Annotated in this window: 25 protein-coding genes; 1 reads left to right on the top strand and 24 read right to left on the bottom strand. The window is 51.6% G+C overall.

What is annotated here, in order from left to right:
• Positions 1-13: 13 nt before the first annotated feature.
• The 23 genes from Q2B33_RS00305 to yidC form a co-directional block, all read right to left on the bottom strand.
• Entirely contained in the window at positions 14-1,150 is a 1,137-nt protein-coding gene (locus tag Q2B33_RS00305) for an FAD-dependent oxidoreductase (RefSeq protein WP_300568643.1), read from the bottom strand.
• Positions 1,134-2,084 (bottom strand): glycosyltransferase family 2 protein, encoded by a 951-nt coding sequence (locus Q2B33_RS00300; protein ID WP_296455338.1) that lies wholly within the window; start codon positions 2,082-2,084, stop codon positions 1,134-1,136. Before Q2B33_RS00300 ends, Q2B33_RS00305 begins: the two co-directional genes overlap by 17 nt.
• Before the next feature lie 26 nt (positions 2,085-2,110).
• Entirely contained in the window at positions 2,111-3,421 is a 1,311-nt protein-coding gene (locus Q2B33_RS00295; RefSeq protein ID WP_300568638.1) for a hypothetical protein, read from the bottom strand.
• Positions 3,422-3,459: 38 nt separating this feature from the next.
• On the bottom strand, positions 3,460-4,653 hold the full coding sequence (gene pseC, locus Q2B33_RS00290) for a UDP-4-amino-4,6-dideoxy-N-acetyl-beta-L-altrosamine transaminase (RefSeq protein WP_300568635.1): 1,194 nt from the start codon (positions 4,651-4,653) through the stop codon (positions 3,460-3,462).
• A 112-nt stretch (positions 4,654-4,765) separates the two neighbouring features.
• Positions 4,766-6,076 carry a sugar phosphate nucleotidyltransferase gene (locus Q2B33_RS00285; RefSeq protein ID WP_300568632.1) on the bottom strand — a complete coding sequence of 437 codons (1,311 nt, stop codon included), beginning with the start codon at positions 6,074-6,076 and terminating at the stop codon, positions 4,766-4,768.
• An 11-nt stretch (positions 6,077-6,087) separates the two neighbouring features.
• A complete protein-coding gene (gene glf, locus Q2B33_RS00280; RefSeq protein WP_300568629.1) occupies positions 6,088-7,188 on the bottom strand; it encodes a UDP-galactopyranose mutase in 1,101 nt (366 codons plus the stop codon).
• Between the two features lie 689 nt (positions 7,189-7,877).
• Positions 7,878-8,300, bottom strand: a complete 423-nt coding sequence (locus tag Q2B33_RS00275; protein WP_300568626.1) for a DUF433 domain-containing protein — start codon at positions 8,298-8,300, stop codon at positions 7,878-7,880.
• A 14-nt stretch (positions 8,301-8,314) separates the two neighbouring features.
• Complete coding sequence (locus Q2B33_RS00270; RefSeq protein WP_300568623.1) at positions 8,315-8,821, bottom strand: hypothetical protein; 507 nt, start codon at positions 8,819-8,821, stop codon at positions 8,315-8,317.
• 270 nt (positions 8,822-9,091) lie between these two features.
• Complete coding sequence (locus tag Q2B33_RS00265) at positions 9,092-9,496, bottom strand: type II toxin-antitoxin system HicB family antitoxin (RefSeq protein ID WP_296455268.1); 405 nt, start codon at positions 9,494-9,496, stop codon at positions 9,092-9,094.
• Between the two features lie 42 nt (positions 9,497-9,538).
• On the bottom strand, positions 9,539-9,736 hold the full coding sequence (locus tag Q2B33_RS00260) for a type II toxin-antitoxin system HicA family toxin (RefSeq protein ID WP_300568618.1): 198 nt from the start codon (positions 9,734-9,736) through the stop codon (positions 9,539-9,541).
• 162 nt (positions 9,737-9,898) lie between these two features.
• On the bottom strand, positions 9,899-11,230 hold the full coding sequence (locus Q2B33_RS00255; RefSeq protein WP_300568615.1) for a M56 family metallopeptidase: 1,332 nt from the start codon (positions 11,228-11,230) through the stop codon (positions 9,899-9,901).
• 150 nt (positions 11,231-11,380) lie between these two features.
• Positions 11,381-11,761, bottom strand: a complete 381-nt coding sequence (locus Q2B33_RS00250) for a hypothetical protein (protein WP_300797693.1) — start codon at positions 11,759-11,761, stop codon at positions 11,381-11,383.
• Positions 11,762-12,119: 358 nt separating this feature from the next.
• Positions 12,120-12,488, bottom strand: a complete 369-nt coding sequence (locus Q2B33_RS00245) for a BlaI/MecI/CopY family transcriptional regulator (protein WP_296455283.1) — start codon at positions 12,486-12,488, stop codon at positions 12,120-12,122.
• Between the two features lie 157 nt (positions 12,489-12,645).
• Complete coding sequence (locus Q2B33_RS00240; protein WP_296455286.1) at positions 12,646-12,879, bottom strand: hypothetical protein; 234 nt, start codon at positions 12,877-12,879, stop codon at positions 12,646-12,648.
• A 283-nt stretch (positions 12,880-13,162) separates the two neighbouring features.
• On the bottom strand, positions 13,163-13,396 hold the full coding sequence (locus Q2B33_RS00235) for a helix-turn-helix transcriptional regulator (protein ID WP_296455340.1): 234 nt from the start codon (positions 13,394-13,396) through the stop codon (positions 13,163-13,165).
• A 204-nt stretch (positions 13,397-13,600) separates the two neighbouring features.
• Complete coding sequence (gene pseB / locus Q2B33_RS00230) at positions 13,601-14,593, bottom strand: UDP-N-acetylglucosamine 4,6-dehydratase (inverting) (RefSeq protein WP_296455290.1); 993 nt, start codon at positions 14,591-14,593, stop codon at positions 13,601-13,603.
• Positions 14,594-14,654: 61 nt separating this feature from the next.
• On the bottom strand, positions 14,655-15,599 hold the full coding sequence (locus tag Q2B33_RS00225) for a tyrosine-type recombinase/integrase (RefSeq protein WP_300568555.1): 945 nt from the start codon (positions 15,597-15,599) through the stop codon (positions 14,655-14,657).
• Between the two features lie 254 nt (positions 15,600-15,853).
• The gene (locus Q2B33_RS00220) at positions 15,854-16,285 is read right to left on the bottom strand and encodes a retroviral-like aspartic protease family protein (protein ID WP_300568552.1); all 432 of its coding nucleotides are present in this window, start codon (positions 16,283-16,285) and stop codon (positions 15,854-15,856) included.
• A gap of 11 nt (positions 16,286-16,296) precedes the next feature.
• Positions 16,297-16,557, bottom strand: a complete 261-nt coding sequence (locus tag Q2B33_RS00215) for a hypothetical protein (RefSeq protein ID WP_300568550.1) — start codon at positions 16,555-16,557, stop codon at positions 16,297-16,299.
• Positions 16,558-16,632: 75 nt separating this feature from the next.
• Positions 16,633-17,772, bottom strand: coding sequence for a phosphonopyruvate decarboxylase (aepY, locus tag Q2B33_RS00210; RefSeq protein WP_300568545.1), 1,140 nt, complete (start codon positions 17,770-17,772; stop codon positions 16,633-16,635).
• Positions 17,765-18,925: a phosphonoacetaldehyde reductase gene (locus Q2B33_RS00205; RefSeq protein ID WP_300568543.1), complete on the bottom strand. Its 1,161-nt coding sequence runs from the start codon at positions 18,923-18,925 to the stop codon at positions 17,765-17,767. The genes aepY and Q2B33_RS00205 overlap by 8 nt, the downstream gene beginning before the upstream one ends.
• A gap of 11 nt (positions 18,926-18,936) precedes the next feature.
• Complete coding sequence (gene aepX, locus Q2B33_RS00200; protein WP_300568542.1) at positions 18,937-20,946, bottom strand: phosphoenolpyruvate mutase; 2,010 nt, start codon at positions 20,944-20,946, stop codon at positions 18,937-18,939.
• A gap of 25 nt (positions 20,947-20,971) precedes the next feature.
• A complete protein-coding gene (gene yidC / locus Q2B33_RS00195; protein WP_300568687.1) occupies positions 20,972-22,849 on the bottom strand; it encodes a membrane protein insertase YidC in 1,878 nt (625 codons plus the stop codon).
• Between the two features lie 116 nt (positions 22,850-22,965).
• On the opposite strand from yidC, the gene lepB reads away from it, so the two are divergent.
• Positions 22,966-23,448, top strand: a complete 483-nt coding sequence (gene lepB / locus Q2B33_RS00190) for a signal peptidase I (protein ID WP_300568541.1) — start codon at positions 22,966-22,968, stop codon at positions 23,446-23,448.
• 58 nt (positions 23,449-23,506) lie between these two features.
• Here lepB and Q2B33_RS00185 read toward each other — a convergent pair whose 3' ends face one another.
• Entirely contained in the window at positions 23,507-23,797 is a 291-nt protein-coding gene (locus Q2B33_RS00185; protein ID WP_300568540.1) for a hypothetical protein, read from the bottom strand.
• Positions 23,798-24,156 lie beyond the last annotated feature (359 nt).

The following is a 24,156-nucleotide window of genomic DNA, read 5'->3' as shown; positions in this document are numbered from 1 at the left end:
TTCCATTCTTGCTTTATTTTTCGTCCAGAAACTCGTCCAGATCGTAGACCGTATTGATCTTCCCCGACAGCACGCTCAGGAAGGCGGGCCGCCTGGTGGAGAACTTCAGCACCGTGGGCCTGGAATCGTCTATCTCGGAAGCCTTCAGCACAGGCTTCATGGAGAACAGCGACCTCTCATAGGCGAACCGGTACTCCTCCCGCACGTATTTCCTGGCCAGGGCCGCCATGTACTCCCAGGCGCTCTCCGGCCTCCTGGCGCAGGTGTTGCAGTTCCCCAGCCTCCCCCCGCAGTCCGTTCCCTCCATGCAGGGGAACCGGGGCACGATTCCCCGGCTGGTCTTGTGGGGCGTGAAGGTCACAGAGGTCAGGGAATGACATCCCGTCCTCCCGAAGGGCATGATGGAGAAAAAGGGGCCGTCCATCACCGTCAGCCCGATGTCCCGCAGCCGATCGTTCACCCTGCACAGGATAATCTCGCACAGCTCATACTTGATGGGGAAGGGCCGGAAGTCCCCGCCCTCCACCAGCCCCAGCACCTGGTTCACCGAGGCATAGGTGGCGTTCAGCACGAAGGGGGCCTCGTACCGCTCCTCCCGCCCCCGGTGCAGGGCATGTACCTCATACCGGTCTGCCCCTTTCGCAATGCGGACGATCTCCCTGCCCAAGAGCAGCTCCACGCCCTTCCACTTCCCCAGCTCCTCCAGGAAGAAGTCCCGCAGGATCCCCGCATCATAGGTGTACTCCTCCGTGAGGAAAGCCCCGTCGCAGCTTCCCTCCTGAAAGAACCGCTCCACCGGCAGCGCCTCGCAGAAGATCCCCGCGTCCCTGCAGAACTTCACGAACTCCCCCGCGTCCGTCCAGGAGAAATGCCTGGAGGTGGCGTACACCTGCTGGAACCGGGCGTGGATGCAGAAGGAATAGTCCTCCACGAACCGCCTGAAATACCCTGCGCTCTTCAGGGCCGTGGACAGGGACCTGGGATAGTGGTAGCCCATGTGCACCCTGGCCTGGTTCGCGTATGTGGCCCTGGCGAAGGCCGCGTCCTCCATCTCCAGCACCGCCACCCGCTGGCCCATCCTGGCACAGCGCAGCGCCGCGTACAGCCCGTACAGCCCGGCCCCGATTATGACCTTATCTACCGTCCCCATCCAAAGCTCCCCTCTTCTCGGCGCAGACCCTGGCCAGGCGGTATTCGAAATCCCGTCTGTCCTTCGCCGCCAGGACCTCCAAGATCATGCCCGCGAAGAAGGACTGGATTCCCGCCAGCACCATGAACCCGCAGACGATCAGCGTGGGGAACCGGGGCACCAGCCCCGTGGCAAAGTATTCCCTGAAAATGGGCAGCATGAACAGCAGCGCAGCCGCCACCAGGAACAGGCAGACGGCTCCGAAGAACCGGGCCGGCCTGTAGTTGCGGTAGAGCTGCAGCATCTTCCGGATGACCCGCAGCCCGTCGCTGTAGGTGTTCAGCTTGGACTGGCTCCCCTCCGGCCTGTCCCGGTACTCCACCACCACGTTCTCCACCTGCATATTGTAATTCACCGCGTGGATGGTCATCTCCGTCTCTATCTCGAAGCCCTTGGAGAACACGGGGAAGGTCTTCACGAACTCATAGCTGAAGGCCCTGTAGCCCGTCATGATGTCCTTGATGTCCGTGTGGAACAGCCCGTTGATGCCCGTCCGCATGAGGCTGTTGCCGAAGTTGTGGAAGGGCCGCTTGTTCTCCGTAAAGTAGGTGGAGGAGAGCCTGTCCCCCACCACCATGTCCGCACCCCGCTCCAGGACCCGGTCCGCCATCTCCCTGGCGCAGTCCAGGGGATAGGTGTCGTCCCCGTCGATCATCAGATAGCACAGGGCGTCGATCTCCCGGAACATCCTGCGGATCACGTTCCCCTTGCCCTGCTTGCGCTCCCGACGGACTACAGCACCGTGGTCCCTCGCCAGCTCCACCGTCCTGTCGGTGGAATTGTTGTCATAGACATAGACCACGGCCTCCGGCAGCGCCGCCTTTACATCGTCCACCACCTTGGCTATGGTCTGCTCCTCATTATAACAGGGAATCAATACTGCTATCCTCTCCATCTGCACTGCCCTTTCTCCCGCTTCTCTCAATAATATGTGCCGCCATGCAGCATATCCGTAAAATAGGCCACGCCGCAGACCACATGGCCCAGATACGCCATCCACTGCAGCAGGATCGCCGCCCTGCGCCCCCGGCGGTCCCAAAAGCCCTGCAATCCCCCGCCGGAATCCTTGCGGCAGGCCCCCATCCCCCGGGCCAGCTCCCGGGCGGTAACCCGCAGCAGCAGCAGGACCGAGGCGAACTGGCAGAAGAAGATTCCGTACATATAGCCCCAGGAGAAATTGAAGTCCACCTTCCGGAACCCCTTTTCATATAGAAGGAACGCCTCCGCGAAGCTTACGATGTACAGCAGCCAGGAGAACCGAAACATGGCGTCCTTCCTGCACTCCCTGAAGTTCAGCGCCAGCACCGCCAGGGGAAATCCCATGGCCAGGCAGATGCCCAGGGGGATGTTGTAGCAGTAATCCGCCCAGACCTCCCCGAAGCAGAAGCCCAGGCCCCGCTCCTGTCCCTCCTCCGCCGCCACGAACACCCCCTTATACTGGTGCAGCAGGTCCAGGAAGGTGGGCACGAAGCAGAGCCCCAGCCGCACCGTAGGGCGGAAATTCCGAAAGCCGGACCGCACCAGCCGGTACAGCATCAGCAGCCCCGCCGCGCTGACCAGCACCAGAGTAAAGCTGGGCTTGGTCATGGTGGCGGCCAGCAGGAAGAGGGAGAACAGCACATAGTCCCGCCCCCTGCCGCCCTCCTCATACACGGGCAGCAGCTTCACGTACCAGAGGAATGCCAGGATCCCGAAGGGCCTGGCCGCGATATAGGTGGCATTGTGGAAAGGGTTCGCCGAGAACACGCCCAGATACCGGAAGGGAATCCCCGGCACGTACATGCCCTTCGGGGGATACAGCATGGAGATGAAAAAGAGGGATACCGCCGCCAGGCTCAGGGCGATCCGGAAAGCCAGCCGCCAGGCCCCGGAGGCTTTCCCGCCCGCTCTCCCCGCCTCCGTCCCGGGCAGGATCAGGCAGTTGAAAGCCAGCTTCGTCACCGTCATCCCCAGGCCGTTGAGCAGCATGGTGGCCAGGGCCACGGACCACTCCGGCGAGGCGAACAGATGGATCAGCGCCGCCAGCTTGAAAAATACAGGGTAGGGAAAGCTATACCCGCTCTCCAGGCCCTGCATTTCCAGAATATATGCCTTCATGTCCGAATATACGTCCCCGGAGGTCTGTCCGTAGAACAGCTCCAGCGTCACAGCCGATACCCAGGCCAGCAGCGCCAGGAACACTGCCGCGTCTATGATCCGGTTCCTCCTCAGCTCCTTCTCACAACAGTTCATGTCTCGCATCCTTCCAAACATACGGCCTTCCCGTTCCCTCATCTGCGGTAGTGCGCCGCGACCTTCTTCACGGCGGCGATGACGTCGTCCACGTCCCCGTCCGTCAGGCCGTAGAACAGGGGCAGGCTCATGATCTCCTCATAGAGCTTCTCCGCGTTGGGGCACAGCCCCTTCCCGTATCCCAGCTTCTCGTAATAGGAGTGCCAGTAGACCGGCAGATAGTGTACCTGGGAATAGATGTTCTCCGCCCGCAGCGCGTCAAAGAACTGCCGCCTGTCGCAGAGCAGCCGCTCCGGCCGCAGACGCAGGATGTACAGGTGCCGCACCGTATCCGACTCCGGAATCTCCCGCTGCAGGACGACTTCGGGGATCTCCGCCAGGGCCTCGTCATACTTCGCCACGATCTCCTTCCTGCGGGCCGCGAACCTGTCCAGCTTCCCGAGCTGGCTTATCAGCAGCGCCGCCTGGATGTCCGTCATCCGGTAGTTGAAGCCCAGCTCCACCTGTTCATTGTACCACAGGGCGTCCGTGGGATGCACCATCTCCTCCCGGCTGCGGGTGATGCCGTGGGCCCGCAGACGCAGCAGCCTACGGTAAACGCCCTCGTCATTGGTGGTCACCGCGCCGCCCTCGCCGGAGGTGACGGTCTTCACCGGGTGGAAGCTGAAGCACGTCATGTCCGCCATGCTCCCCACGGGCTGTCCGCAGTACCTGGTGCCGATGGCGTGGGCCGCGTCCTCAATGAAGACCAGGCCGTGCCTCCTGCAGATTTCCCCAATCTCCCTGTGCCGCACGGCTTGACCGGTATAGTCAACCGCCACGATTCCTCTGGTGCGGGGGGTGACCAGCTTTTCGATGGCGGCGGGGTCGATATTGTAGGTCTCGGGGTCGATGTCAGCGAACACGGGCTTGGCGCCGCAGTAGAGCACGCAGTTGGCCGACGCGGCGAAGGTGATGGGGCTGACGATGACCTCGTCCCCTTCCCCAAAGCCCGCCGCCATGGCCGCCAGGTGCAGCGCCGCCGTGCCGTTGCTCACCACCACCGCATACCTGGCGCCAGTGACCTCGCAGAGCTTCTGTTCCGCCGCTGCAATCATAGGGCCGCAGGTCAGATCCCCGTTTCGGAGCACCTCCGCCACTGCCTGTATGTCATCCTCCTCAATCCATTGCTTTCCATAGCCAAGCGGCTGCTCCCGCACAGGAGTCCCGCCGAATATCGCCAACTGTTCCATTCCCATGTCTCCTCCATCCCGCCTCTGCCGGAATCCCTGTCCGCCGGGGACGGCCCTGTTTTGCCCTATCATACCATATCATGCCTGAAAAGGCAATTTTTAGTATAATATTTTACAGCTCATGCTTGCATTTGTCCTCCACGGAGATGTTCTTGCCTATCTGCACCTCGATGATCTTCAGCTCGCTGTCCGCGGACACGGTGTGCCTGCACCCTGCCGGCATGGAGATCACGTCCCCCGGGGAGACGCTGCGCTCCACCCCATCGATCACGGCCCTCCCCCTGCCGCCCATCACCGTCCAGACCTCGTCCCGGTGCTCATGGCTGTGGTAATGCAGGGCGTGTCCCGGCAGCAGGACAATCTTGATCGTCAGGCTGTCCTCCTGCACATCCAGGACCGTGAAGCTCCCCCAGGACTTCTCCGCGTACATGACCTGCTGCTCTATCCGCTCCACATAGGGCTTGATATAGCTGCTCTGCTCCTTGTCCGAAATCAGGATGCCGTCGCTGCTGGCGGCCACCACCATGTCCCGGCAGCCCATGCAGAGGATGGGGATGTTCAGCTCGTTCACCACATGGGTGTTCTCGCAGGTCTCGTTCAGGGTGGCCCGCCCCAGGGCGCTGTCCGCCATGGCCTCAGAGAAAGTGTTCCAGGTGCCCAGGTCCTTCCACTGGCCGCCGAAGCGCAGCACCCGGATCTCCGGCTCCCGCTCCGCCACCGCATAGTCGAAGCTGATCTTCTCCATCTCCCCGTACCGGCAGAACAGATCCTGGTAATCCCGAAACTCCATGCGCTCATGGGCCTTCTCCAGCAGATAGCCCAGCCGGAAGGCGAACACGCCGCCGTTCCAGAGTGCCCCCTGGGCGATATACTCCCGGGCCGTGGATACGTCCGGCTTCTCCCGGAAGGTGTCCACGCCGCTGACCCGCTCAGAGGACGCGGGGATGATATAGCCGTATTTCTCGCTGGGGTAGGTGGGCTCGATGCCCATCAGGTACAGGTTCGCGCCCCCTGCCCCGGCCATCTGCGCCATCTCATGCAGGGCCCGGAAATAGGGTTCCTCCACGTAAGGGTCTACCGGACATACCACCACAGGCTCGTCTTCTTCCACGCCCTGTACGTCCCGCAGATAGCTGGCCGCCAGGCTCACCGCCGGAAAGGTGTCCCGGCGGCAGGGCTCCACGCAGACGTTCACCCTGTCCCCCAACTGGTTCTTGATCAGGCTCACCTGCTTCCTGCCGGTGGCTATGGTGATCCGCGCCCCGGGATCCACCGCGGATATCTGGCGGTAGACCCTGCCCAGCATGGACTCGAAGCCCCCCTGTCCGTCGGAGAGCATCCGGATGAACTGCTTGGAGCGGATGTCATTGGACAGAGGCCACAGGCGTTTGCCGCTTCCTCCGGATAATAAGATAATGTTCATCGCGCGCCCTCCTATCTCAGTTCCGCCTCGCACAGCTCCAGCGCCGCGGCAATCACCTTGTCCATGTCATAATACTTATAGCCCCCCAGCCTGCCGCCGAAGATGACCCTGGCCTCTTTCCCGGCCCTCTCCCTGTACTGGGCGTAGAGGGCATTGTTCCTGTCATCGTTCACGGGATAATAGGGCTCGTCCCCCTTCTTCCACTCGCTGGAGTATTCCCGGGAGATGATGGTGGTGGGCTGCTTCCCGAATTCAAAATGCTTGTGCTCGATGATCCTGGTATAGGGAACCTCCCGCTCCGTGTAGTTCACCACGGCGTTGCCCTGGAAATTCTCCATCTCCAGCTCCTCGGTCTCGAAGCGGACGCTGCGGTACTGGAGGACGCCCAGGGAATAATCGTAGAACTGGTCTATCATGCCTGTGTATATGATCTTATCCGCCAGCCTGTCCAGCTCCTGCCTGTTCTCCAGATAGTCCACATTCAGGCGCACCTCAGTGCCCGCCAGCAGCTTCTCCACCAGCTCCGTATAGCCCCCGATGGGGATGCCCTGATAGCGGTCATTGAAGTAATTGTTGTCATAGGTGAAGCGCAGGGGCAGACGCTTGATGATAAAGGCCGGAAGGTCGCGGCAGTCCCGCCCCCACTGCTTCTCAGTATAACCCTTTATCAGCTTCTCATATACATCCCGGCCCACCAGGGAAAGGGCCTGCTCCTCCAGGTTCTTTGGCATGATGATGCCAAGGTCCGCTATCTGGGCCGCGATGATTTCCTTGGCCTCGGCGGGGGTGGCGATGTTCCACATCTTGCTGAATGTGTTCATATTGAAGGGCAGGTTGTAAAGCTCGTCCTTATAGCGGGCGATGGGGGAGTTGACATAATTGTTGAACTCCGCGAACTGGCATACATAGTCCCAGATCCGCCTGTCCGAGGTGTGGAAGATATGGGCCCCGTACCGGTGCACCTGGATGCCGTGAACCTCCTCGCAGTAGACATTCCCGGCGATGTGGTTGCGCCGCTCCACCACCAGGCATTTCTTCCCCTTCTTCTTCGCCTCCCGGGCAAAGACCGCGCCGAACAGTCCGGCTCCGACGATCAGATAATCATATTTCATGCTGTCCCTCCTTTGAGGCTTGGATTTTTGATTTCGATTGGCTCAGGTTCCTGAGACGCTTTCATTATAGCAGATTGTGGGGGGAATTCCAACTTATAAATTGAGGTTGTGGGCAGGGCGGGCGATTTTATTGAAAATATATGGGCGACAGCACAAAAGACGCATGGGACAGTGCGCCATGCGTCTTCTGCATTTATGAGGAAGGATGAGGAGGCGATTTCATCGTTCTGGCGGGGTGGATGGAACTGTCGCTGTATTTCTGCACAGCACCTATGAATATCAAAACAGCGGCTTAGCGTACGCTGGCTATTGCCGCTGTTTTGAATTCCCCTTTTACGTAGTCTATTATAAGACAAAAGCGGCTTCTTGTAAAGGGGAAGTCATCGACAAATGTTGACAAATCCAGCGCAAGGTCTGGTAAACTGCACACTTTTTCCTCAGTCAGGCAGGAAGCGCATCGGCCGTACCGCTCTTACCTCAACACAACACGGCTTTTCGTTACAGGGAAGCGTTGGACTATCTCGTAAGAATCATTCACCTTCTTCATGGCATAGTATGTGTTTTTTATGGAGTCCCCTTGTTCCTCCAAAAAGCTGCCTATGATATCCATGACCGTTTCATAAGTCTTTTTTGTCACCTGAAATCCTCGCAGCCATATCAAACCATAATGTAGCATCAAACCCGTATCTTCATTCCAAGCCTTCCTGATATGGCGTGTCCAAAATCTCCACTACGTACTCCATGGCCTTTTCGACTTCATCCTTTGTCAGGCCATATTCTGCGCAAATCTCCTCTATTGTCATTTCATCTTTCACACAGGCAATCAGCAGGCTTACAGGTATCCTACTTCCCACTATGGTCGGCATGCCTCCCAGGACTTTCCTGTTGACTTGGATATTATCGCATTTTTCGGCTATTGCCTTAAAATATTGATTGACTTCCTTATAATTTCCAGATTCTTTTTTCAAATATATAATGTCAGCTTTCATACCACCATTATACGTCGGATACTTCCCTCTTAAACCAGATGCATATTCATTTTTTCCATTGTATGTATATTGATGTAGCTCCGGAAAAACAATATCGAAATTTTTCCCTAAAAGTTCTGTCATTTTCCCCTCCAAGCTTAGAGCGAGTCCATTTTTTCTTTGAGCGCCGTCAAGGTTTTGATAATATCGTCTATATCCCTACTTGAAACTTCAAAAGACCTTGATTCTTCATCATCCCCATTTTCCGTCATCAGCTTCAATATCGCCGACACCGCCGTCGTCACTTTGGGATTTTCATCGTCCCTGTAGCCGATAATCTGGCTCTCCAGTAATTTAAAACAGGAAATCTTACTATGCTTCTTTATGTAAAGGTGGTTCTTCAAATCATGTTCACACTCATAAACCACTTTGGCGACTTCTAAATCCTCTTCCGGAATGTTCTGCCCTTCCCTGCCATCTGCCAATTCGATTACAATCTTGATAATGGAAAAGACATATTCTACAAACTCTTTATCTCTTAATTCGGGAATGGACTCCTTTCTATTCGAATCAATCCCCAGAGAAAAACCGGATGTGCTCCAAATTATTCTAAGCAGACCACGCTTGTAAGCGTTCAGGAAAATCTCAGCATATGTACCACTCATGGAATCGCCCCCTTTCGTCTTCCCAAATCATAACATATCTTCTTCCTTATTGCAATTACTTCGCCGCACTTGCGGAAAGTTGGGGGCATATAAATCTGCCCGAATATCAAAGCAGCGGATTAGTCTATGCCAATGCCGCTGCTTTGAATTCCCTTTTCATGTGCCCTATTGTAAGACAGAATCGGCTTCCTGTAAAGAAAAAGCCATCGACAAATCTCGACAATCTTGTCGCCGATGATTCCAATCCAGCGGAGCGGACCCTTGCCCCCGCTATCCAAGATTGAGCCGGGACTTTAAAGCCTCCTGCAGCACTTGCGAAAAATTGATGTTCCGTTCCATCGCAGCGGCATTTAGCCATGCGGGCAAGGTGACGGTCCTATTGACCGCGCGGTTCACGTTTGCCAGGCGGACCGATGGCATATAAACATCGACCAGAACTACACGCTCGTTTTCCTTGGCCCTGATTTCGGGCAGGGGGGTAGGGGCGGGGATTTCCTCTCCGTCTTCTTCCAGTCCGTTCAGGACGCAGCCCAGGAGCTCCCGTGCCGACAGGAATGCGTCCTCATCGCTGGTTCCGCTGGTGGCACATTTTAAGTCGGGGAAATCAATGGCAATCTCTTTTCCGGGTTCATAGGTGAAGATAGCGGGATATATATAACGGTCGGTCTTTTTCATAAAAACAACCTCCTATATGAAGAGTGTGTCAGGCAGACAGGGCTAATCGAATGTCAGCCCCGACTGTTCCTCGATGCGCTTCAGCGTCGGCAGCGGGATGTCTTTATCGGGATGCTTTATCGTTGTGCGTCCCTTTTTGGTGGGGTGTTTGTATTGATGATGGCTTCCAACCACGCTTACCTCATACCATCCGTCTGCTTTAAGCATTTTGATGACTTCTCGAGATGAATAACTTTTCATGCATTATTTCCTCCTGACAGTAATATTATGATACGTGTAAAAATATTTGTCGATGGGCAAATATTTTTATGGGTGGGGAGATGTCGGGAAGGATGATTGGTGGGGTTTGCGTAAGTTATTCGTATAAAATCAAAAGAGCAAATCCTCATTTTACTGCCCTACTCAATGGGCACAAAACGACTTTTCCGTTTCGTGAAGAAATTCTCCTCTCCAGACGTCGCCGCATTTCGTACATCTGCTACCTTCATAAGTCTCAATTATACAGCTTCCGTCCTCTTCTTTCACATGTATCTGCACAATACCTGAGACACTATTATGTTTATCGCAGACTATTTCTTCCGTATATGTTGCTGGATGAATTTGTCCATCTTCGTCTACAAATTGTACATCATATAGAACAACCTCCGTTAGTAAGCCATAGCCATCCTCTGCACAGTCATATGTCCAAAAGTTATTACCACCTATAGCGTCTTCCGCCGCTTCTATAACTGCATTTTTAACAAGATGCACATCTGGATATGCCAATGCAGTCAAAGAATCTAAAAATATCAAAAGTCCAAAAGTACACATCGCAACTGCTTTTTCACTATTCTTTATACTTCTTCTACATTTCATTAAAGCTATCCGTTTTTCAACCTCTACGCCACTCCCCCTAAAAGTGTTACCAAAAGGAAATTTCAATTTGTTATCACCTTTATTCTTATCGAGCAGATTTATATACCTTTCACATTCCTCATCTGTGCATCCTCTAATCACCTTTTCATCACAAGATGTCTCAGATAAATAATTTACTTTGTGCTCCAAGAAATAAACAAGCGGGTTGAACCAGTGGAGACAGCAAATAAATTCTGCTAACAGCTTCATCCATAAATCCAAGCTAACTATGTGCATCATCTCATGTTTCAGAATCCAGTAAAGTTCTCCATCTGCATATTTCTTTTGCAGCAAAATCATTGGTTTTATAGCGCCAATTGTAAAGGTTTCATTATCCACTCGCGTCCAGACCACCTCTGGGGCACGTTTGCATTGAAGCACTTTGCTCAAACACTTTAATGTTAATTCCAGATTTTCATCTCCGCACTTTATGGTCAAAACACGAAGTGCATGCCTTTTCATCAGATATCTTACTATCCGAACAAGCAAAAGTGCTAATCCAATTGTAAACCAAATTACCACCACCAACATTGATAGTTGATACTCTTTTGTCTGATAAGCAAGTTCTGTCGTTTCTATATTCGCAATATCAACTAAACCTTTTGCACCAACCGCTACTTCTCCAGGCCAAATTGCCTCAAGCAAATATCTATATATCCCCTTTACCCAAATCCAAGGCACCGCATAAGCCAGCATTACTACCAATAAAGCCTTATACTTCATACACTGTGTCATGGATTTCTTTAGCATTTTCTCCCAACATAGATATCCTATAAACAAAGCACTTCCAGCAAACGTCATCAAAAATAAGTATCCCATACCTGCTCTTTTGTCCCCCATATATACTCTAACAGAATTAGCGGCCCGCTAATGCAGAAGCCGCCAATCTCCAGTTTGCTTTATACATCATATTTCCGTATTAAGAATTACTTAAATTCATATAATCTCTTAATAGTTACTGTTTCCTCAACCATTTTCAAATTATAGTATTTATTTTACATTATCATGCGGACATTTTGCATATGTATCTTTTGAATACAAATCACCTAGCCAGATTGTATTGCAATAAATACACTGCGTACTATAATATGTTTTAACAACACATCCACCTTTGCCATCCGCTACATGCGTCTGAAAGTACCCCTCCACTATCTTATGTTTAATACAAAGTATATGTTCACTAATCCCACTCACCGGCGTAATATTCCCGTCCTCATCCACAAACTGCTCATCATACAAAATAACCGCGCCATGCTCCTCTCCGCACCCGCAGCCCGCATCATGGGGCTCCGCGGCGAATGCCGTCACGGACTCCGCCAGCATCATAAACGCAACCAGACCTGCCACCATCGTTCTCTTCATCTTTTTCATCTTCTGTACCTTCATAGCATTTTACCCTTTCTGCTATCCGCTCACAATCCTACGTGTTCCTGCCCGCTGCCCGACCGCACTTTCGGCCTGTCAGACAGCCGTTTCCAAGTTACACCCCCTGTCGTCCATCGCCCCGGGGGCTGCCGATGCCCGGCATATGCCGCACCGGCGTTTCCACCCTCTTCCGCTATGAGGCCAGCAGGCGATGGCATCCTATAAGTTACGACAGCGCCACCGCAAGATCAGGTCGCGCCGTCCTGCCGCGATACTTGCCGAATGCCCGGAACGGGGCATGGCCATCCGGCTATCGCAGGCATGCATGTCGGCCGGCGGCACAGCGTCCTGCCGTCCGCCCATGCTACTTCTTCAGCTTCTTCATCAAGCCGTCCAGCAGACGCTTGCTCTCGCTGTCGATCTCCTTATTCCCCGTAAGGGCGGCAAAGAAGTTCCCGTACTCTCCGCCATAGAAATCGTCCAGCAGCTCCTGCGTCTGTACCTGCAGCAGCTCTTCCTGGGACAGCGCCGCCTCCACATAGGCGCGCTTGCGGCTCACGATGCCCTTCTCCTCCAGGCGGAACAGGAGCGTGTTCAGAGTCTGCCTCTTCCACTTCTTCCCTCTCTCCTTCATCTCCTCCAGGAGCTCCCTGGTCTGCATCGGCTCGGTGCGCTGCCATAGCACTTCCATGACCTCGCGCTCTGCTCCAGTTATTTTGTGATTGACCTTCAAGATTGATTCACCTCCTTTTCCTGTACACTTCCATGTTACTACATTCGAATAGTCTTGTCAAAACATTCTTTCGAAGTTTTGCACATTTTTTGGCGCCTGCGCATCCCGGGACACGCAAGCGCCTCCTCCGGCTGCCACCCCCGCAGCCGGGCGAACATCAGGGCGTGCAGACGCCGCGGTTGCGGAGGATCTGCTTCAGGCTGTTGTAAGCAACATCCAGCTCCGAATTCCGGATGCTCAGCTTCCGGTTCTCCCGGCCCAGCTCATCGTTCTCGATGTACAGCTCGCTCAGCCTCTCCTTCAGCTTTGAGATCTCTGCGTCCTTTTGCGCCATCATCACGCGCACGCTCCTTTTTCTGTTGTCGGACAGCCTCTTCAGTAATCTAGCCAAATCTCTACCTCCTTAGTATATTTTATTACACTTACGTAATCATTGTGCATCACTATCCCCCTTTTGTCAATCCCAAATATAAAAAAAGTCAATAAATGTCGAATTTTAATTGGAAATTTCAGGAAAACAAAATTGACGGCCCTGCATAAAGACAAAGCCGTCAACATTTTCTCCCAAGCCTGAGCATACTCCATCTGCCATAAACGCGCAATCGTCCCCTTGCCGGGGCGGAGTCCGGGCCTGCCCCTACCGCCCGCGGTCACGATTTGCGTCCATATACGGCCTATTTGAGCAATTCCTCATAGCTTGTCCCCAGCTCGTTCTTTATCCCTTTCAGCTGCTGCACATGTACGTGCTGCAAGCCGCGTTCGATTTTCACGAGGCACTCCCTCGTAATGGCAATTCCCTGCAGATCCAGCATACGGACCAGCTCCGTCTGCCCTATCCCCCTTGCAAGCCTGATTTCTCTGATATTCTTCCCTATGTTTCCGTTTTTGTCCTGTTTTATCTTCTGTATCAAAACCGCACCTCTGCTCTGCTCTGCACCATTTCTGGTCCATTTTTTCTTTTATTTTACCCCTTAACCGGGAAGCAATGGGACTCATATGGGTCCTATTTACGCAAAAGTTTGCCAGGAAACATAATCTTTTATCGATTCTCGTCCTGAAAAAGCACAGAATAAGAAAAAGGCGGTCATCTGCCGCCTTTGAATCACAACCTGTCACTCAAATCGTACTGTTTCCAAAAGCTTTCGGATGTCCTCTACGCTAAGCCACTCTGTATTTTTACCTGAGCTATAGGAAAAACCTTCCGGCACCTTTCTGCCCGTAGGAACTACCCGGCGCCTCTCATCCCAGACTATCTGAGGGTATACGATGAAATGTCTGTCATACTCATAGGTATGCATGGAATCTTCCGCAGCCACCATGACCTCATGCAGCTTCTCCCCTTCGCGGATGCCCACCTCAGGCATCTCGCATCCGGGCAGCATGGCCTGCGCCAGATCCGTCACTTTGAAGGAAGGAATCTTCGAAATGAAGGTCTCCCCCCCTTTGGCCTCCTCAAAGGCCTTTATGACCAGCTCCACGCCCTGACGGAGGCTGATCCAGAAACGGGTCATGCGGTAATCCGTGATGGGCAGACGCGTCCCGCCGTTCTGGATGATGTCATGGAAGAGCGGGATGACGGATCCCCTGCTCCCCGCCACATTGCCGTAGCGCACCACGGAAAAGCAGATGTCCTGGCTCCCGGCATAGGCGTTGGCCGCTATGAACAGCTTGTCCGACACCAGCTTGGTCCCCCCGTAGAGATTGACAGGGTTCACCGCCTTGTCCGTGGACAGGGCCACCACCTTCTTCACGCCGCTGTCCAGCGCCGCGTCGATGACGTTCTGGGCGCCGCCCACGTTGGTCTTGATGGCCTCCGCGGGGTTGTACTCACAGGCGGGCACCTGCTTGAGGGCTGCCGCGTGCACCACATAATCCACCCCTTTGAAAGCCCGCAGGAGCCTCTCCCTGTCCCGCACGTCGCCGATAAAGAACCGCAGCTTCGAGGCATGCTCCTTGAACTCGTTCTGCATGATATACTGTTTGAATTCATCCCGGGAATAGATGACGATCCTCTTCGGGCTGTAGTGCTCCAGGACATATTTCGTAAACGCCTTGCCGAAGCTTCCCGTTCCGCCCGTAATCAGAATTGATTTATCATTTAACATACTGTCTGTCCTCTTTCCGTATGGCTGAACTGATTTGTGTATACTGCCATATCATAACATATCATTCCCCAAAAGGCAATGAATTTTCCATATCTAAAAGTTTTCTGGGATTTTTCGTCTGAAGCACGTTCCTCTGCTTGGCCATATCCACGTGGGTGTAGATCTCCGTGGTACGGATGGAACTGTGGCCCAGCATTTCCTGGATACAGCGGATGTCCACGTCCTGATTCACCAGGTAGGTGGCGAAGGAGTGGCGGAACATGTGAGGCGTGATATGCATGGAAATAGAGGCGGCGCAGGTCAGACGTTTGATCATGTCCCGAACCGACTGGTCGGACAGCGGATGTCCGTATTTGTTCAGAAAGAAATGCTCGCTTTCCCTGATCTGTGCTTTGAAAAGGGTCTCATACTCCCTCAGCGAATCGATGGTAATCTTCTCCGTGAGCTGCAGGATACGCTCTTTGTCCCCTTTTCCGTGGATGCGGACCTCCCCTTCACAGAGGTTCACAGCCTCCCGCTTCAGGCCGCACAATTCCGATATCCGCAGCCCCGTCGCGAAGAGAAGCTCTATCACGGCGATGTCGCGGACGGCGCACTTCATCTGGTACGGCGTGTCCGCCCTTTTTTTCTGTGAGTACAGCTCCTGGTAGAAGGTGTTCATGACATGGTTCGGTATATAGCGGGGCAGCCTCCGGGGCAGCTTGAAGCTCAGGTCGAGGCGGTACAGGGGGTTCTCCGCTATCTCCTCCGCGTAGATCAGATAGTGGTAAAAAGCGCGTATGCTGGCAATCTTCCTTTTTATGGTACGCGGCGCCTTTTCATAATGCAGGGAGTCCACATAGCTCCCCACGGCCTCCTTGCTCTGGAAGTCCCCGTTCCGGCTCTCTGTGTACAGCCTGAAATCCCGCAAATCCGCCCGGTATGCCCGAATCGTCTTCGGATCCAGCTCCTTGCGCACCTGGCAGTGCTGCAGATATTCCTCAATCAGTTCCGCTAAAGCAGTCATTCCTTTTTCCTCCTGTGTATGTGATGATATTGTGGGTCAGATAAATATTATATAATACTGACGGTGGCTACAATATCACTTTTTTTACAGGATTTGGATATGTGCTTCATTCCTCCTTCCCGATAGACTGTAGGTCTGTCATCTAATATTGGTATTATAACCTTTGTTGGGGGAAATTTCAAGAGGTTTTTGATCTTTAAAATCATTTATCTGTGCATAAAAGCGGCCATCTCATAGATAGCCGCTTTTTAGCGTCATGGATTCCTTTTATATTCTATATGTTCCTGTGATGGAATCCGAAAAGAGAACTGGGTCCTGCCCTCGTAATTGGATATGGCGAAATCGCCTTTGGAGATGATATCCATACCAATCAGTACGTCTATCCCTTGCTTTCCGATTTCAGAGTCCATTACTACCCAATTGTGGAATATCACCTCATTGTTCATAATCAAATCTATGATGTACTGGCTCATTGTCCCTATCCCAGAAGGGGTATGTACCTGGACTTTTCCTATCGGGATAAGCCCTAACTTCGATACAACCTCTTTTGATATACAGGTACCAGTTGCACCTGTATCCCACTGGATACTGGCTGGCATACTTATGCCATTTTTATCAATGACGGCATTTGTAATAATCTTGCGCTGTATTTCTGTATATTTTTCTGTAAAGACAGACAATAACATAGTTTACCCCTTTAAACGCCCATCAACTGCCATGATGATACATAATTCGTATATCCTGACTCATCCCCATTGCACTCCTGTACAATAAACGTGCCAAGCTGATGGCTTTGAGAGGTTACATTAATCGCGCTTTCCAGAGTATCATATGCACCTAAGATTTCGTGGTATCTTATTACAATAAATTTGTGTCCATATTTTTCAAATAATTCATCGTAATGTTCAACAAAAAAGTTGAAATCTGACATTCTTTCGTTTTCTCCATAAGTGTTCATAACGAATTCCTCCTTCCTTATAAACTATAAGTATGCCATCCGATAAAAGTATTATACACTTTATAGTGCGGAAGTTCAATATGATTTTGTCTGCGGCACGCCCAAATATTCCATAAAACCCCTTTTATTCTCCGCTGCCGTAGCCGTGGGCCGTCCCAGGTTTTTCCTTGAGCCAATGGCGCACTTTGCCTCAATCAAGCTCAGTTCTCTGCGCGCTTTGGCCTCCCGCAGCGCCTCCTTTAATTCATCATAGCGCTCTACGCTAACGGCATGTGGATAGCCGCATGCCTCCGCGACGGCCGCAAGGCTTATCCCGGCTGCCACCGTCGGCATTCCGCCTACGGTTTCGTGAGCGCCATTATTGATTACAATATGCACAAGATTATGTGGCCGCAGAGAGCCTATTACAGCCATCGCCCCCATATGCATCAGCGCGGCCCCATCGCCGTCAATGCACCATATCCTTCTGTCGGACCTCTGCAGCGCCACTCCCAGGGCAATGGAAGAGCTGTGTCCCATGGATCCCACTGTAAGGAAATCATATTTATGTGGCTGTCCATCTCCTTGCCTTATCTCGAACAGCTCCCGGCTGGCCTTTCCCGTAGTGGCGACAACAAGGTCTTCATCGGCTTCCTTTGTGATACACCTGATAACCTCTTCCCTCTGCATCTCATACGGGTTATGGTATCTGACCTTTCCGCCATAAACGACAGCCCCTTTGCGGATTACAAAAGCAGCTTCCTTTCCTTCCGCCAACACTGTCCGGAAATGCTCCATCGCCAGGGAGATTTCTTCCTCTGTCGTATCTGTGCCAATCACATGGTATGCGATTTCCATATCCTCCAGAAGCCTTAATGTCACCTGCCCCTGAAAAATATGCTGCGGCTCATCATGAACACCTGGTTCGCCCCTCCAGCCAATGATGAACAGCATGGGGATGCCATAGACCTTTTCATTCAACAGGGATGCCACCGGATTGACGATATTTCCTTCGCCGCTATTCTGCATGTATACCACCGGCGTCCTACCTGTGGCCAGATGGTAGCCGGCAGCAATGGCTGCGCTATTGCCCTCATTAGCGGCAATGACATGGTGCAATGGGTCGATTCCGTATATATCCATAAGGTAATCGCACAAAGGCTTCAATTGTGAATCCGGGACACCCGTATAAAAGTCTGCCCCGATTATTTCATGCAGCTTCTCCGCATCAATCATACTTCGACTCCTCCCCGTCCAGCCCCGTCTCCTCCAAATGTAATATCTTCTGGTATAAATGCCGTATGCTATCACCACTTAACCGGACCGGATTATTTTTTAACCGGACCGGATTGACCGAATGCACCAAAATTTCCATATCCTCCCTGTCCTTCATTGCAGGCGCATATATTTCCATCCTCTGCAGGAGCAAGTGGAACATCCGAGCTGCCTCCGTTGCATCAGAACACCCCATCGCGTGCCCCAAATCGGAAAACGCTTTTTTCAGAAAATGCTCCCCCCTTGAATCGACACTGTCCCCTGTATGCTCCAGCATATACGGCCACAGCGCGTCGACACATAATGCCGCTGCATGTCCGTGGGCAATGCCATACAGACTGGTGAGCTTATAGCACATTGCATGTCCAGCCGTAGTCTGTGTGATATTGATCGCCTTTCCTGCCAGATGTGCCGCATAAAGCATGTTGGCGTTGCCCACGCCTTCATTCGCCAGATAGGAATCCAGGTCAGCCAGAATCAACCGCAAAGCCTCTGCCGCATAAGCCCTGCTCTCCTCTGTGGAATGGATGGACCAGAACGATTCTATCGCATGGCAAAAGGCATCCAGCATAGTGGACTTCTTCTGGTACGATGGCAAAGTCCGCAATACGTCCGCATCCAGAAATACCGCTGCCGGAATGCAGTTGTCATCCGCAATCGACTGTTTTTTATCATTATAATAGATTACGGCATATTTTGTGGCTTCGCTCCCCGTACCCGCCGTGGTGGGAACGGCGAACAGCGGGATGTCATTGGGGATGATAGGCTGTTCCAGGTAATTCCCTGCCGAATCCATATCCGCATATAGCTTGATGCATTTTGCCACATCCATGGCGCTACCGCCGCCAACGGCAAAAACCGCATCCCTTCTCCGCTCCCGGAACCTGCGGACTCCCTCCACCACAGACTCGTACTGGGGATTCGGCTGGAACTCCATAAATCTTTCTACAGCTATGCCGAGCCTGTCTGGCAGCTCCCGGAAATAATGGTCGATTTCCAGGAAGCCAATCGCCCCATCACATACAAGAAAAATGCTTTTGATATGATTATCCGCAAGAAAGCTGTCTATCCCTCCGTAGCCTTCACCCGTTTTCCATAAGATCTGTCCCGGCATGCTTTCCTCCCTCATTCCTCTGGAATCAACGTGATGATTTCCTGAATCGGCATGCAGATATCGTCACATTCCTTTGCCCGATGATGTTCCAGTATAGTCCTGGCCGCATTCTGCATGGCCGGGAAGCCTGTCCGTGTCAATTGGTTCGCATAAATGACCACATTGATTCCTTTTGCCTTGAATTCCTCCTCTGTGACTGCATTAAAGGAAGTCGGGACGACCACGATTGGCGTCACGGTATCCTGTGCTCTGAACTTTTCCACGAATTCAAACACTTCACCAGGCTCCTTCCTGCGGCTGTGTATCATGATTGCATCCGCACCTGCCCCAGTATATGCGAATGCCCTCCTCAGGGCATCCTCCATCCCCTGCTCCAGAATCAGGCTCTCAATCCTGGCGCAAATCATAAAATCCCTGGTCTTCTGGGCCATTTTCCCGGCCTGAATCTTGGCGCTGAAATTCTCAATGCTGTCCTGCGTCTGGACTACTTCCGTCCCGAACAGGGAGTTTTTCTTCAGACCTGTCTTATCCTCAATGATTACCATAGAGACGCCCATACGTTCCAAGGTGCGCACGGTGTAGACGAAATGTTCTGTCAGCCCCCCCGTATCGCCGTCAAATATAATCGGTTTGGTAGTGACTTCCATGATGTCATCAATGGTTCTGAACCGTGAGGTCATGTCCACCAGCTCTATATCCGGCTTTCCCTTGGATGTGGAATCGCACAGAGAACTGATCCACATAGCGTCAAATTGGTGGGCCTGCCCATTTTGATAGACCACGGTCTTTTCCGCAATCAGGCCGGTAATCCCACTGTGTGCCTCAATGGCGTTGACAGTCCCTTTCATGGCAATCATCTTTTTAAGGCGTGCGCGCCTTACATCTGGCAGTGCCAAATCCGCCCTGGCCCGGGATTCCAGCGACAGATATTTCTCATCATCGGAATAAGGAAATTCGACCAGTCTGCCCCCATAAGAAGCCAATACGGAAATGACCTCGTCCCGCACCGGTTTCTGAAAGCCTTTCACCCAGTCATCGCCATGAACCACAAAATCAGGATGGAACTTTTCCAGATTCCCCTTATAGCTTAAGGTTTTCTGTTCCGTGACCTGGTAAACCCCCGTTATATTCTCGAAGATCACTTTCCGCTCCGAAAAAGGCAGTAACGGAAACCGCTTATAGCTTGCCACTGCTTCATCGGACAGAACACCGATAATCAGCTTCCCCAGCCGGGCCGCTTTCCTGATGATTGAAATGTGGCCGCTGTGCACCATATCCGTAGAAAAGCACATATATACTGTACGGGCGGAAATCTCCTTCAGCCTGTCCGATACCCTGTCAAGGTCAACGGAATTGTCAATCTCACTGCACAGCATGTCCCCTATGTCCAGAGGGTGGAGACCGCATTGCGCAGATACCTCATTAAAAGCGTCCTCCGCATAGCATGTGACGATATTCCTTTCGCAAAATCCGGCTATGCTGTCCATCCATACTTTCCAGTCATTCCGTTTCAGCAGGTAAAATGGCTGGGCCGCCATGGCCTCATCAAAAAAGTCAATGCCGACCTTGCGGATAATCCCATCCAGAATCACTGCCTTAAAATCCTTTTCCGGCAGCGGAATCTCCGAACTGACTGCCATGCAGCTGACATCGCTGTCCATGACCAACTCCAGCACACGGTTCTCGAAAACTAAATCGCCATGCATGAGCAATATATCATCGTCCATCAGTTGCTCTCTGGCACAATATATGGAATAAATATAGTTGGTTTCCCTGTAACGAGGGTTATGTATAAAAGATATGGAAAGCGGCAGATCAAGACCTCTGCAGTAATCCTTCAACACTTCTGCAAAAGCTCCTGTCGTGATAACGACATCCCTGATTCCCGCCTCCGCGAGCATCTTTAGCTGTCTGCTCAAAATCGTTTCACAATAGGAAATCTCCGTCATGCATTTGGGTTGTTCCGCTGTAAGGACTCCCATACGGCTGCCCAGCCCGGAATTTAAAATCAATGCTTTCATGTGTCATCTCCTTACAAGCCGTCAATCATTTTCCCTGTGCGGCTTTTCTTGCTTCTATGCGTCTTTGAAGGCTGTCAATGATATATTTCCCTCCAATTTCACCGCTGTGCCCATAATTGGCAATCAGCGTATCCCTCAGCGCAAGATTTTTCCTGATATACTCTTCCTGGTGCTCCATCAACTGTTGGATCCTCCCATTGCAGCCAATGATATCTTCAGTATCCAGTGAAATCCCCACCTTATCCCTCAGGCGGATTTCCTGCGGTTCAATGCCCAGCTTCTCATAATCAGGATTGTTCACCTTCATTGGTGTATTAATAAATACGGCCGGCTTTCCTGTCACAAAAGAGAATTCAAAAGCAGTGCCGGACCAATCAGTCACTACCAAATCCGAGTCGAAAATAGATGTATTTGAGGTAAAGTCCAGTTCAAATTCCAAATCATCGCCCGTATAATCAGCATAACGGCTTACTACGTTTTCCATCCTTTTTCCATAGCGCTTTACATACTCCGGATGAGGGCGGACCACGATATGGTTCCCCTTTCCCATCAGTTCCCGCAGCAGGTCATCAATGCAGGAATCCAGTATGTTATCCTCCTGCCAGGAAGGCGCGACCAGTATCTTTCTACATGTCCGAACCGGCGGCTCCATAGCATCATACTGCTTCTGTAGCTTCTCCAACTGGCCGTAGCCGCACATAATCAGCTTCTTTTCCGGAAGATGGTACAGTTCCTCCTGCTTCCTGATTTCCGGAATCTGAAACTCTCCCACGCACAGAATCGTGTCATAATGGTCCAAAGCTCCAGTATGCAGAACCATATGCGTGCTCAACGGATAATGGAACAGGTATACATATTCAATATCCTTGCGCACATAGCTTCGCTTTATATGGTAATTCTCCAAATCCGACATGGTCATGACCACCATGTCCGCATCCATCTTCATCATCAGCGTTATCAGCTTTTTTTCACCGATATAGTAGCCTCTGATCCGGGAATTGCCTTCTGCTTTCTCAAAAATCGAATCTCTGGGGTCGCTTGTGATATAATGGATTGTCACATTGGAATGGTCCAGCAGATATTCAATGATATTCTCAAAATATTTATAAAAACCATTGTTTTCTGAGTAGAATACCAGATGCTTGTTGGCGACGGAGAAGAATCTCTTATAGTCTGCCTTTTCCCTGGCTGCATTGGGGTCATGCCGCGCCTTTTTCCCGTCTGCTCCTACGTTTTCCAGTTCCTCCAGTTTCAAACGGCTCTCTTCCAGCAGTTTTTGATCGATATGCTTTCTGGGATTTATAATCAGATTCAGGACAGACTGTTGCAAAATCGCCAGCAGGTTGCTGCTGATCCAATAAGCGCCCACGCCTGCCAGAACATAGGCCCCCAGAGCCAGAGAGATTCCCACGGACATCGCCATCGTCCCAAGCTGTCCCCACCGCCCCTGTTCCGCCTGAAGCGGATTCATCCTGTTCTGGGCTATGCTGAGGATAAAAGAGGACAATCCGGCAAGCAGCGGCATGCACCAGTACAGCCCTCCTGCCTGGTATGGGTAAAGAGCAAAATCAATTTTTCCCACCAGCATATCTGCCGCCGTCAATCCTGCATACTCAGGTATTTTGACTACGTCGATGATTCCCAGTAAGATTATAATCTGAATAATCAACGGCAATGTCCCCAACAAAGGATGGTATTTTTTCGCTTTATATAAAGCTGCCGTTTCATCTGCAATGGTATCTTTATCTCCGAAATGTTTTACTTTTATCAGGTTCAGATATGGCCTCATCTGCACCATCTTAATGCCATTCTTCTGTGTCCATATGCCAATAGGCAATAACAGAATCTTGGTCAATAAAGTAAATAAAATCATCGCAATAATGTAGTTTGAACCGCTTGCCAAAAAGCTCAAAGAAAAAAGCTTTGCCAGAAATTTTGACAGGTATATCATGCATATTCTCCTTTATAATGTCAGGATTATGTAGTATAATATAGGCATCAAGGCAATAAGAGGCAAAAATGATAAAAAGGAAAAGTATATTCACAATTATAGCTGTTGTTCTGCTTACCTTTTATATTTCCCGCTATTATTATCAGGTATGTCTAATCCATGGAAGCTCCATGGAACCGGCTTATCATAGCTGGCAATTGACCCTCATAGACAGGCGCTCAGCCATACCTCAACCAGGGACAGTGATTGCTGTCCGATGCCAGGAGCTGAATGCAACGATTGTAAAAAGGGTAGTCGCCGTTCCTGGTGATACACTTTTCATCCGGAATGGTTTCCTGTACGTCAATGGAGCCAAAAGCCCGGCAGTCTCTCCTGCTGCATATTATGAATATGCCGGAATCGCTGCTGATGTAATTACGCTAAAGGAAGGAGAATACTTTGTGCTGGGAGACAACTGTTCCGAAAGCATTGACAGCCGCAATGAGTCAGTCGGCATTATCTCTGCGCAGGACATTCTGGGGGAAATCATCCCCCAGCGAAGCTCATGGTAGACAGCTATCCTCTTTCGGATGGTCTGAAATCTTCAAGATTTCGGAGATTTTCTGTGGTTCAGGCCTTCCCGGAATCCTCTGTCTTCTCTGTTTTGACAATAATGTCGTCGGATTCTATTTCCTTGTTTTTGTTTTCATCTACGCCCAGTGTTTTGTTGATTTTCTTTTTGGCTTTGCGCCAGTAGATTCCCACTATCGCACCAGCCGCTATTATGATTCCAGCTACCGCCTGGATGACGTAGGTGGCAACGGAGGGGTCTATGTAGGCCTCGGCTGTTTGGCCCCAGACAAGCATGCAGGTGAGGGACAAGGCTATGGTTGATGTTAGTTTGAATAGTTGTTTTTTCATTTTGGTTTGGTCCTTTCTAGCTAAATATGCGTTCATTTCTAATTTTCTGAAATAAAGGTTTCTACAAATTAATATTAGTAAGTCTTCATCTTTCAGCGCTTGAATTCCACTCCTGTCGGAACCATTGTCGTCAAATCACTGGCTTCTCCGGTCTGGATATACTCAGTCATATGGTCTTCGTCTAAATACCAGTAAAACAGGAACCTGCGATCTCGCTTATCCCCTTCCTTCCAGTCAAATACCTCATCCCCTTTTGCACCATCTAGCAGTCTCATGTAGGCAGACTGCAAGTCATCATATGATATAGGGGCTTGGGATATCTGCATATCATGGTGTTCATTGCGGCCTTTTATCATTAG

It is taken from the genome of uncultured Acetatifactor sp. (assembly GCF_948601915.1).
GTDB lineage: Bacteria > Bacillota > Clostridia > Lachnospirales > Lachnospiraceae > Acetatifactor.
This window is presented reverse-complemented; position numbering and strand designations above follow the sequence as displayed.

Excerpts from the sequence above, each read along its gene's own strand:
- Q2B33_RS00265 (WP_296455268.1), bottom strand. The coding sequence starts at position 9,496 with ATGAAAAAGACCGACCGTTATATATATCCCGCTATCTTCACCTATGAA.
- Q2B33_RS00215 (WP_300568550.1), bottom strand. The coding sequence starts at position 16,557 with ATGAACACTTATGGAGAAAACGAAAGAATGTCAGATTTCAACTTTTTT.
- Q2B33_RS00250 (WP_300797693.1), bottom strand. The coding sequence starts at position 11,761 with ATGAAAAAGATGAAGAGAACGATGGTGGCAGGTCTGGTTGCGTTTATG.
- Q2B33_RS00300 (WP_296455338.1), bottom strand. The coding sequence starts at position 2,084 with ATGGAGAGGATAGCAGTATTGATTCCCTGTTATAATGAGGAGCAGACC.
- Q2B33_RS00275 (WP_300568626.1), bottom strand. The coding sequence starts at position 8,300 with ATGACAGAACTTTTAGGGAAAAATTTCGATATTGTTTTTCCGGAGCTA.
- Q2B33_RS00185 (WP_300568540.1), bottom strand. The coding sequence starts at position 23,797 with ATGAAAAAACAACTATTCAAACTAACATCAACCATAGCCTTGTCCCTC.
- Q2B33_RS00205 (WP_300568543.1), bottom strand. The coding sequence starts at position 18,925 with ATGCCGGGACAGATCTTATGGAAAACGGGTGAAGGCTACGGAGGGATA.
- aepY (WP_300568545.1), bottom strand. The coding sequence starts at position 17,772 with ATGATTGATGCGGAGAAGCTGCATGAAATAATCGGGGCAGACTTTTAT.
- aepX (WP_300568542.1), bottom strand. The coding sequence starts at position 20,946 with ATGAAAGCATTGATTTTAAATTCCGGGCTGGGCAGCCGTATGGGAGTC.
- pseC (WP_300568635.1), bottom strand. The coding sequence starts at position 4,653 with ATGGAACAGTTGGCGATATTCGGCGGGACTCCTGTGCGGGAGCAGCCG.
- Q2B33_RS00225 (WP_300568555.1), bottom strand. The coding sequence starts at position 15,599 with ATGACTGCTTTAGCGGAACTGATTGAGGAATATCTGCAGCACTGCCAG.
- Q2B33_RS00255 (WP_300568615.1), bottom strand. The coding sequence starts at position 11,230 with ATGGGGGACAAAAGAGCAGGTATGGGATACTTATTTTTGATGACGTTT.
- Q2B33_RS00295 (WP_300568638.1), bottom strand. The coding sequence starts at position 3,421 with ATGAACTGTTGTGAGAAGGAGCTGAGGAGGAACCGGATCATAGACGCG.
- Q2B33_RS00285 (WP_300568632.1), bottom strand. The coding sequence starts at position 6,076 with ATGAACATTATCTTATTATCCGGAGGAAGCGGCAAACGCCTGTGGCCT.
- glf (WP_300568629.1), bottom strand. The coding sequence starts at position 7,188 with ATGAAATATGATTATCTGATCGTCGGAGCCGGACTGTTCGGCGCGGTC.
- Q2B33_RS00260 (WP_300568618.1), bottom strand. The coding sequence starts at position 9,736 with ATGAAAAGTTATTCATCTCGAGAAGTCATCAAAATGCTTAAAGCAGAC.
- lepB (WP_300568541.1), top strand. The coding sequence starts at position 22,966 with ATGATAAAAAGGAAAAGTATATTCACAATTATAGCTGTTGTTCTGCTT.
- Q2B33_RS00220 (WP_300568552.1), bottom strand. The coding sequence starts at position 16,285 with ATGTTATTGTCTGTCTTTACAGAAAAATATACAGAAATACAGCGCAAG.
- Q2B33_RS00305 (WP_300568643.1), bottom strand. The coding sequence starts at position 1,150 with ATGGGGACGGTAGATAAGGTCATAATCGGGGCCGGGCTGTACGGGCTG.
- pseB (WP_296455290.1), bottom strand. The coding sequence starts at position 14,593 with ATGTTAAATGATAAATCAATTCTGATTACGGGCGGAACGGGAAGCTTC.
- Q2B33_RS00270 (WP_300568623.1), bottom strand. The coding sequence starts at position 8,821 with ATGAGTGGTACATATGCTGAGATTTTCCTGAACGCTTACAAGCGTGGT.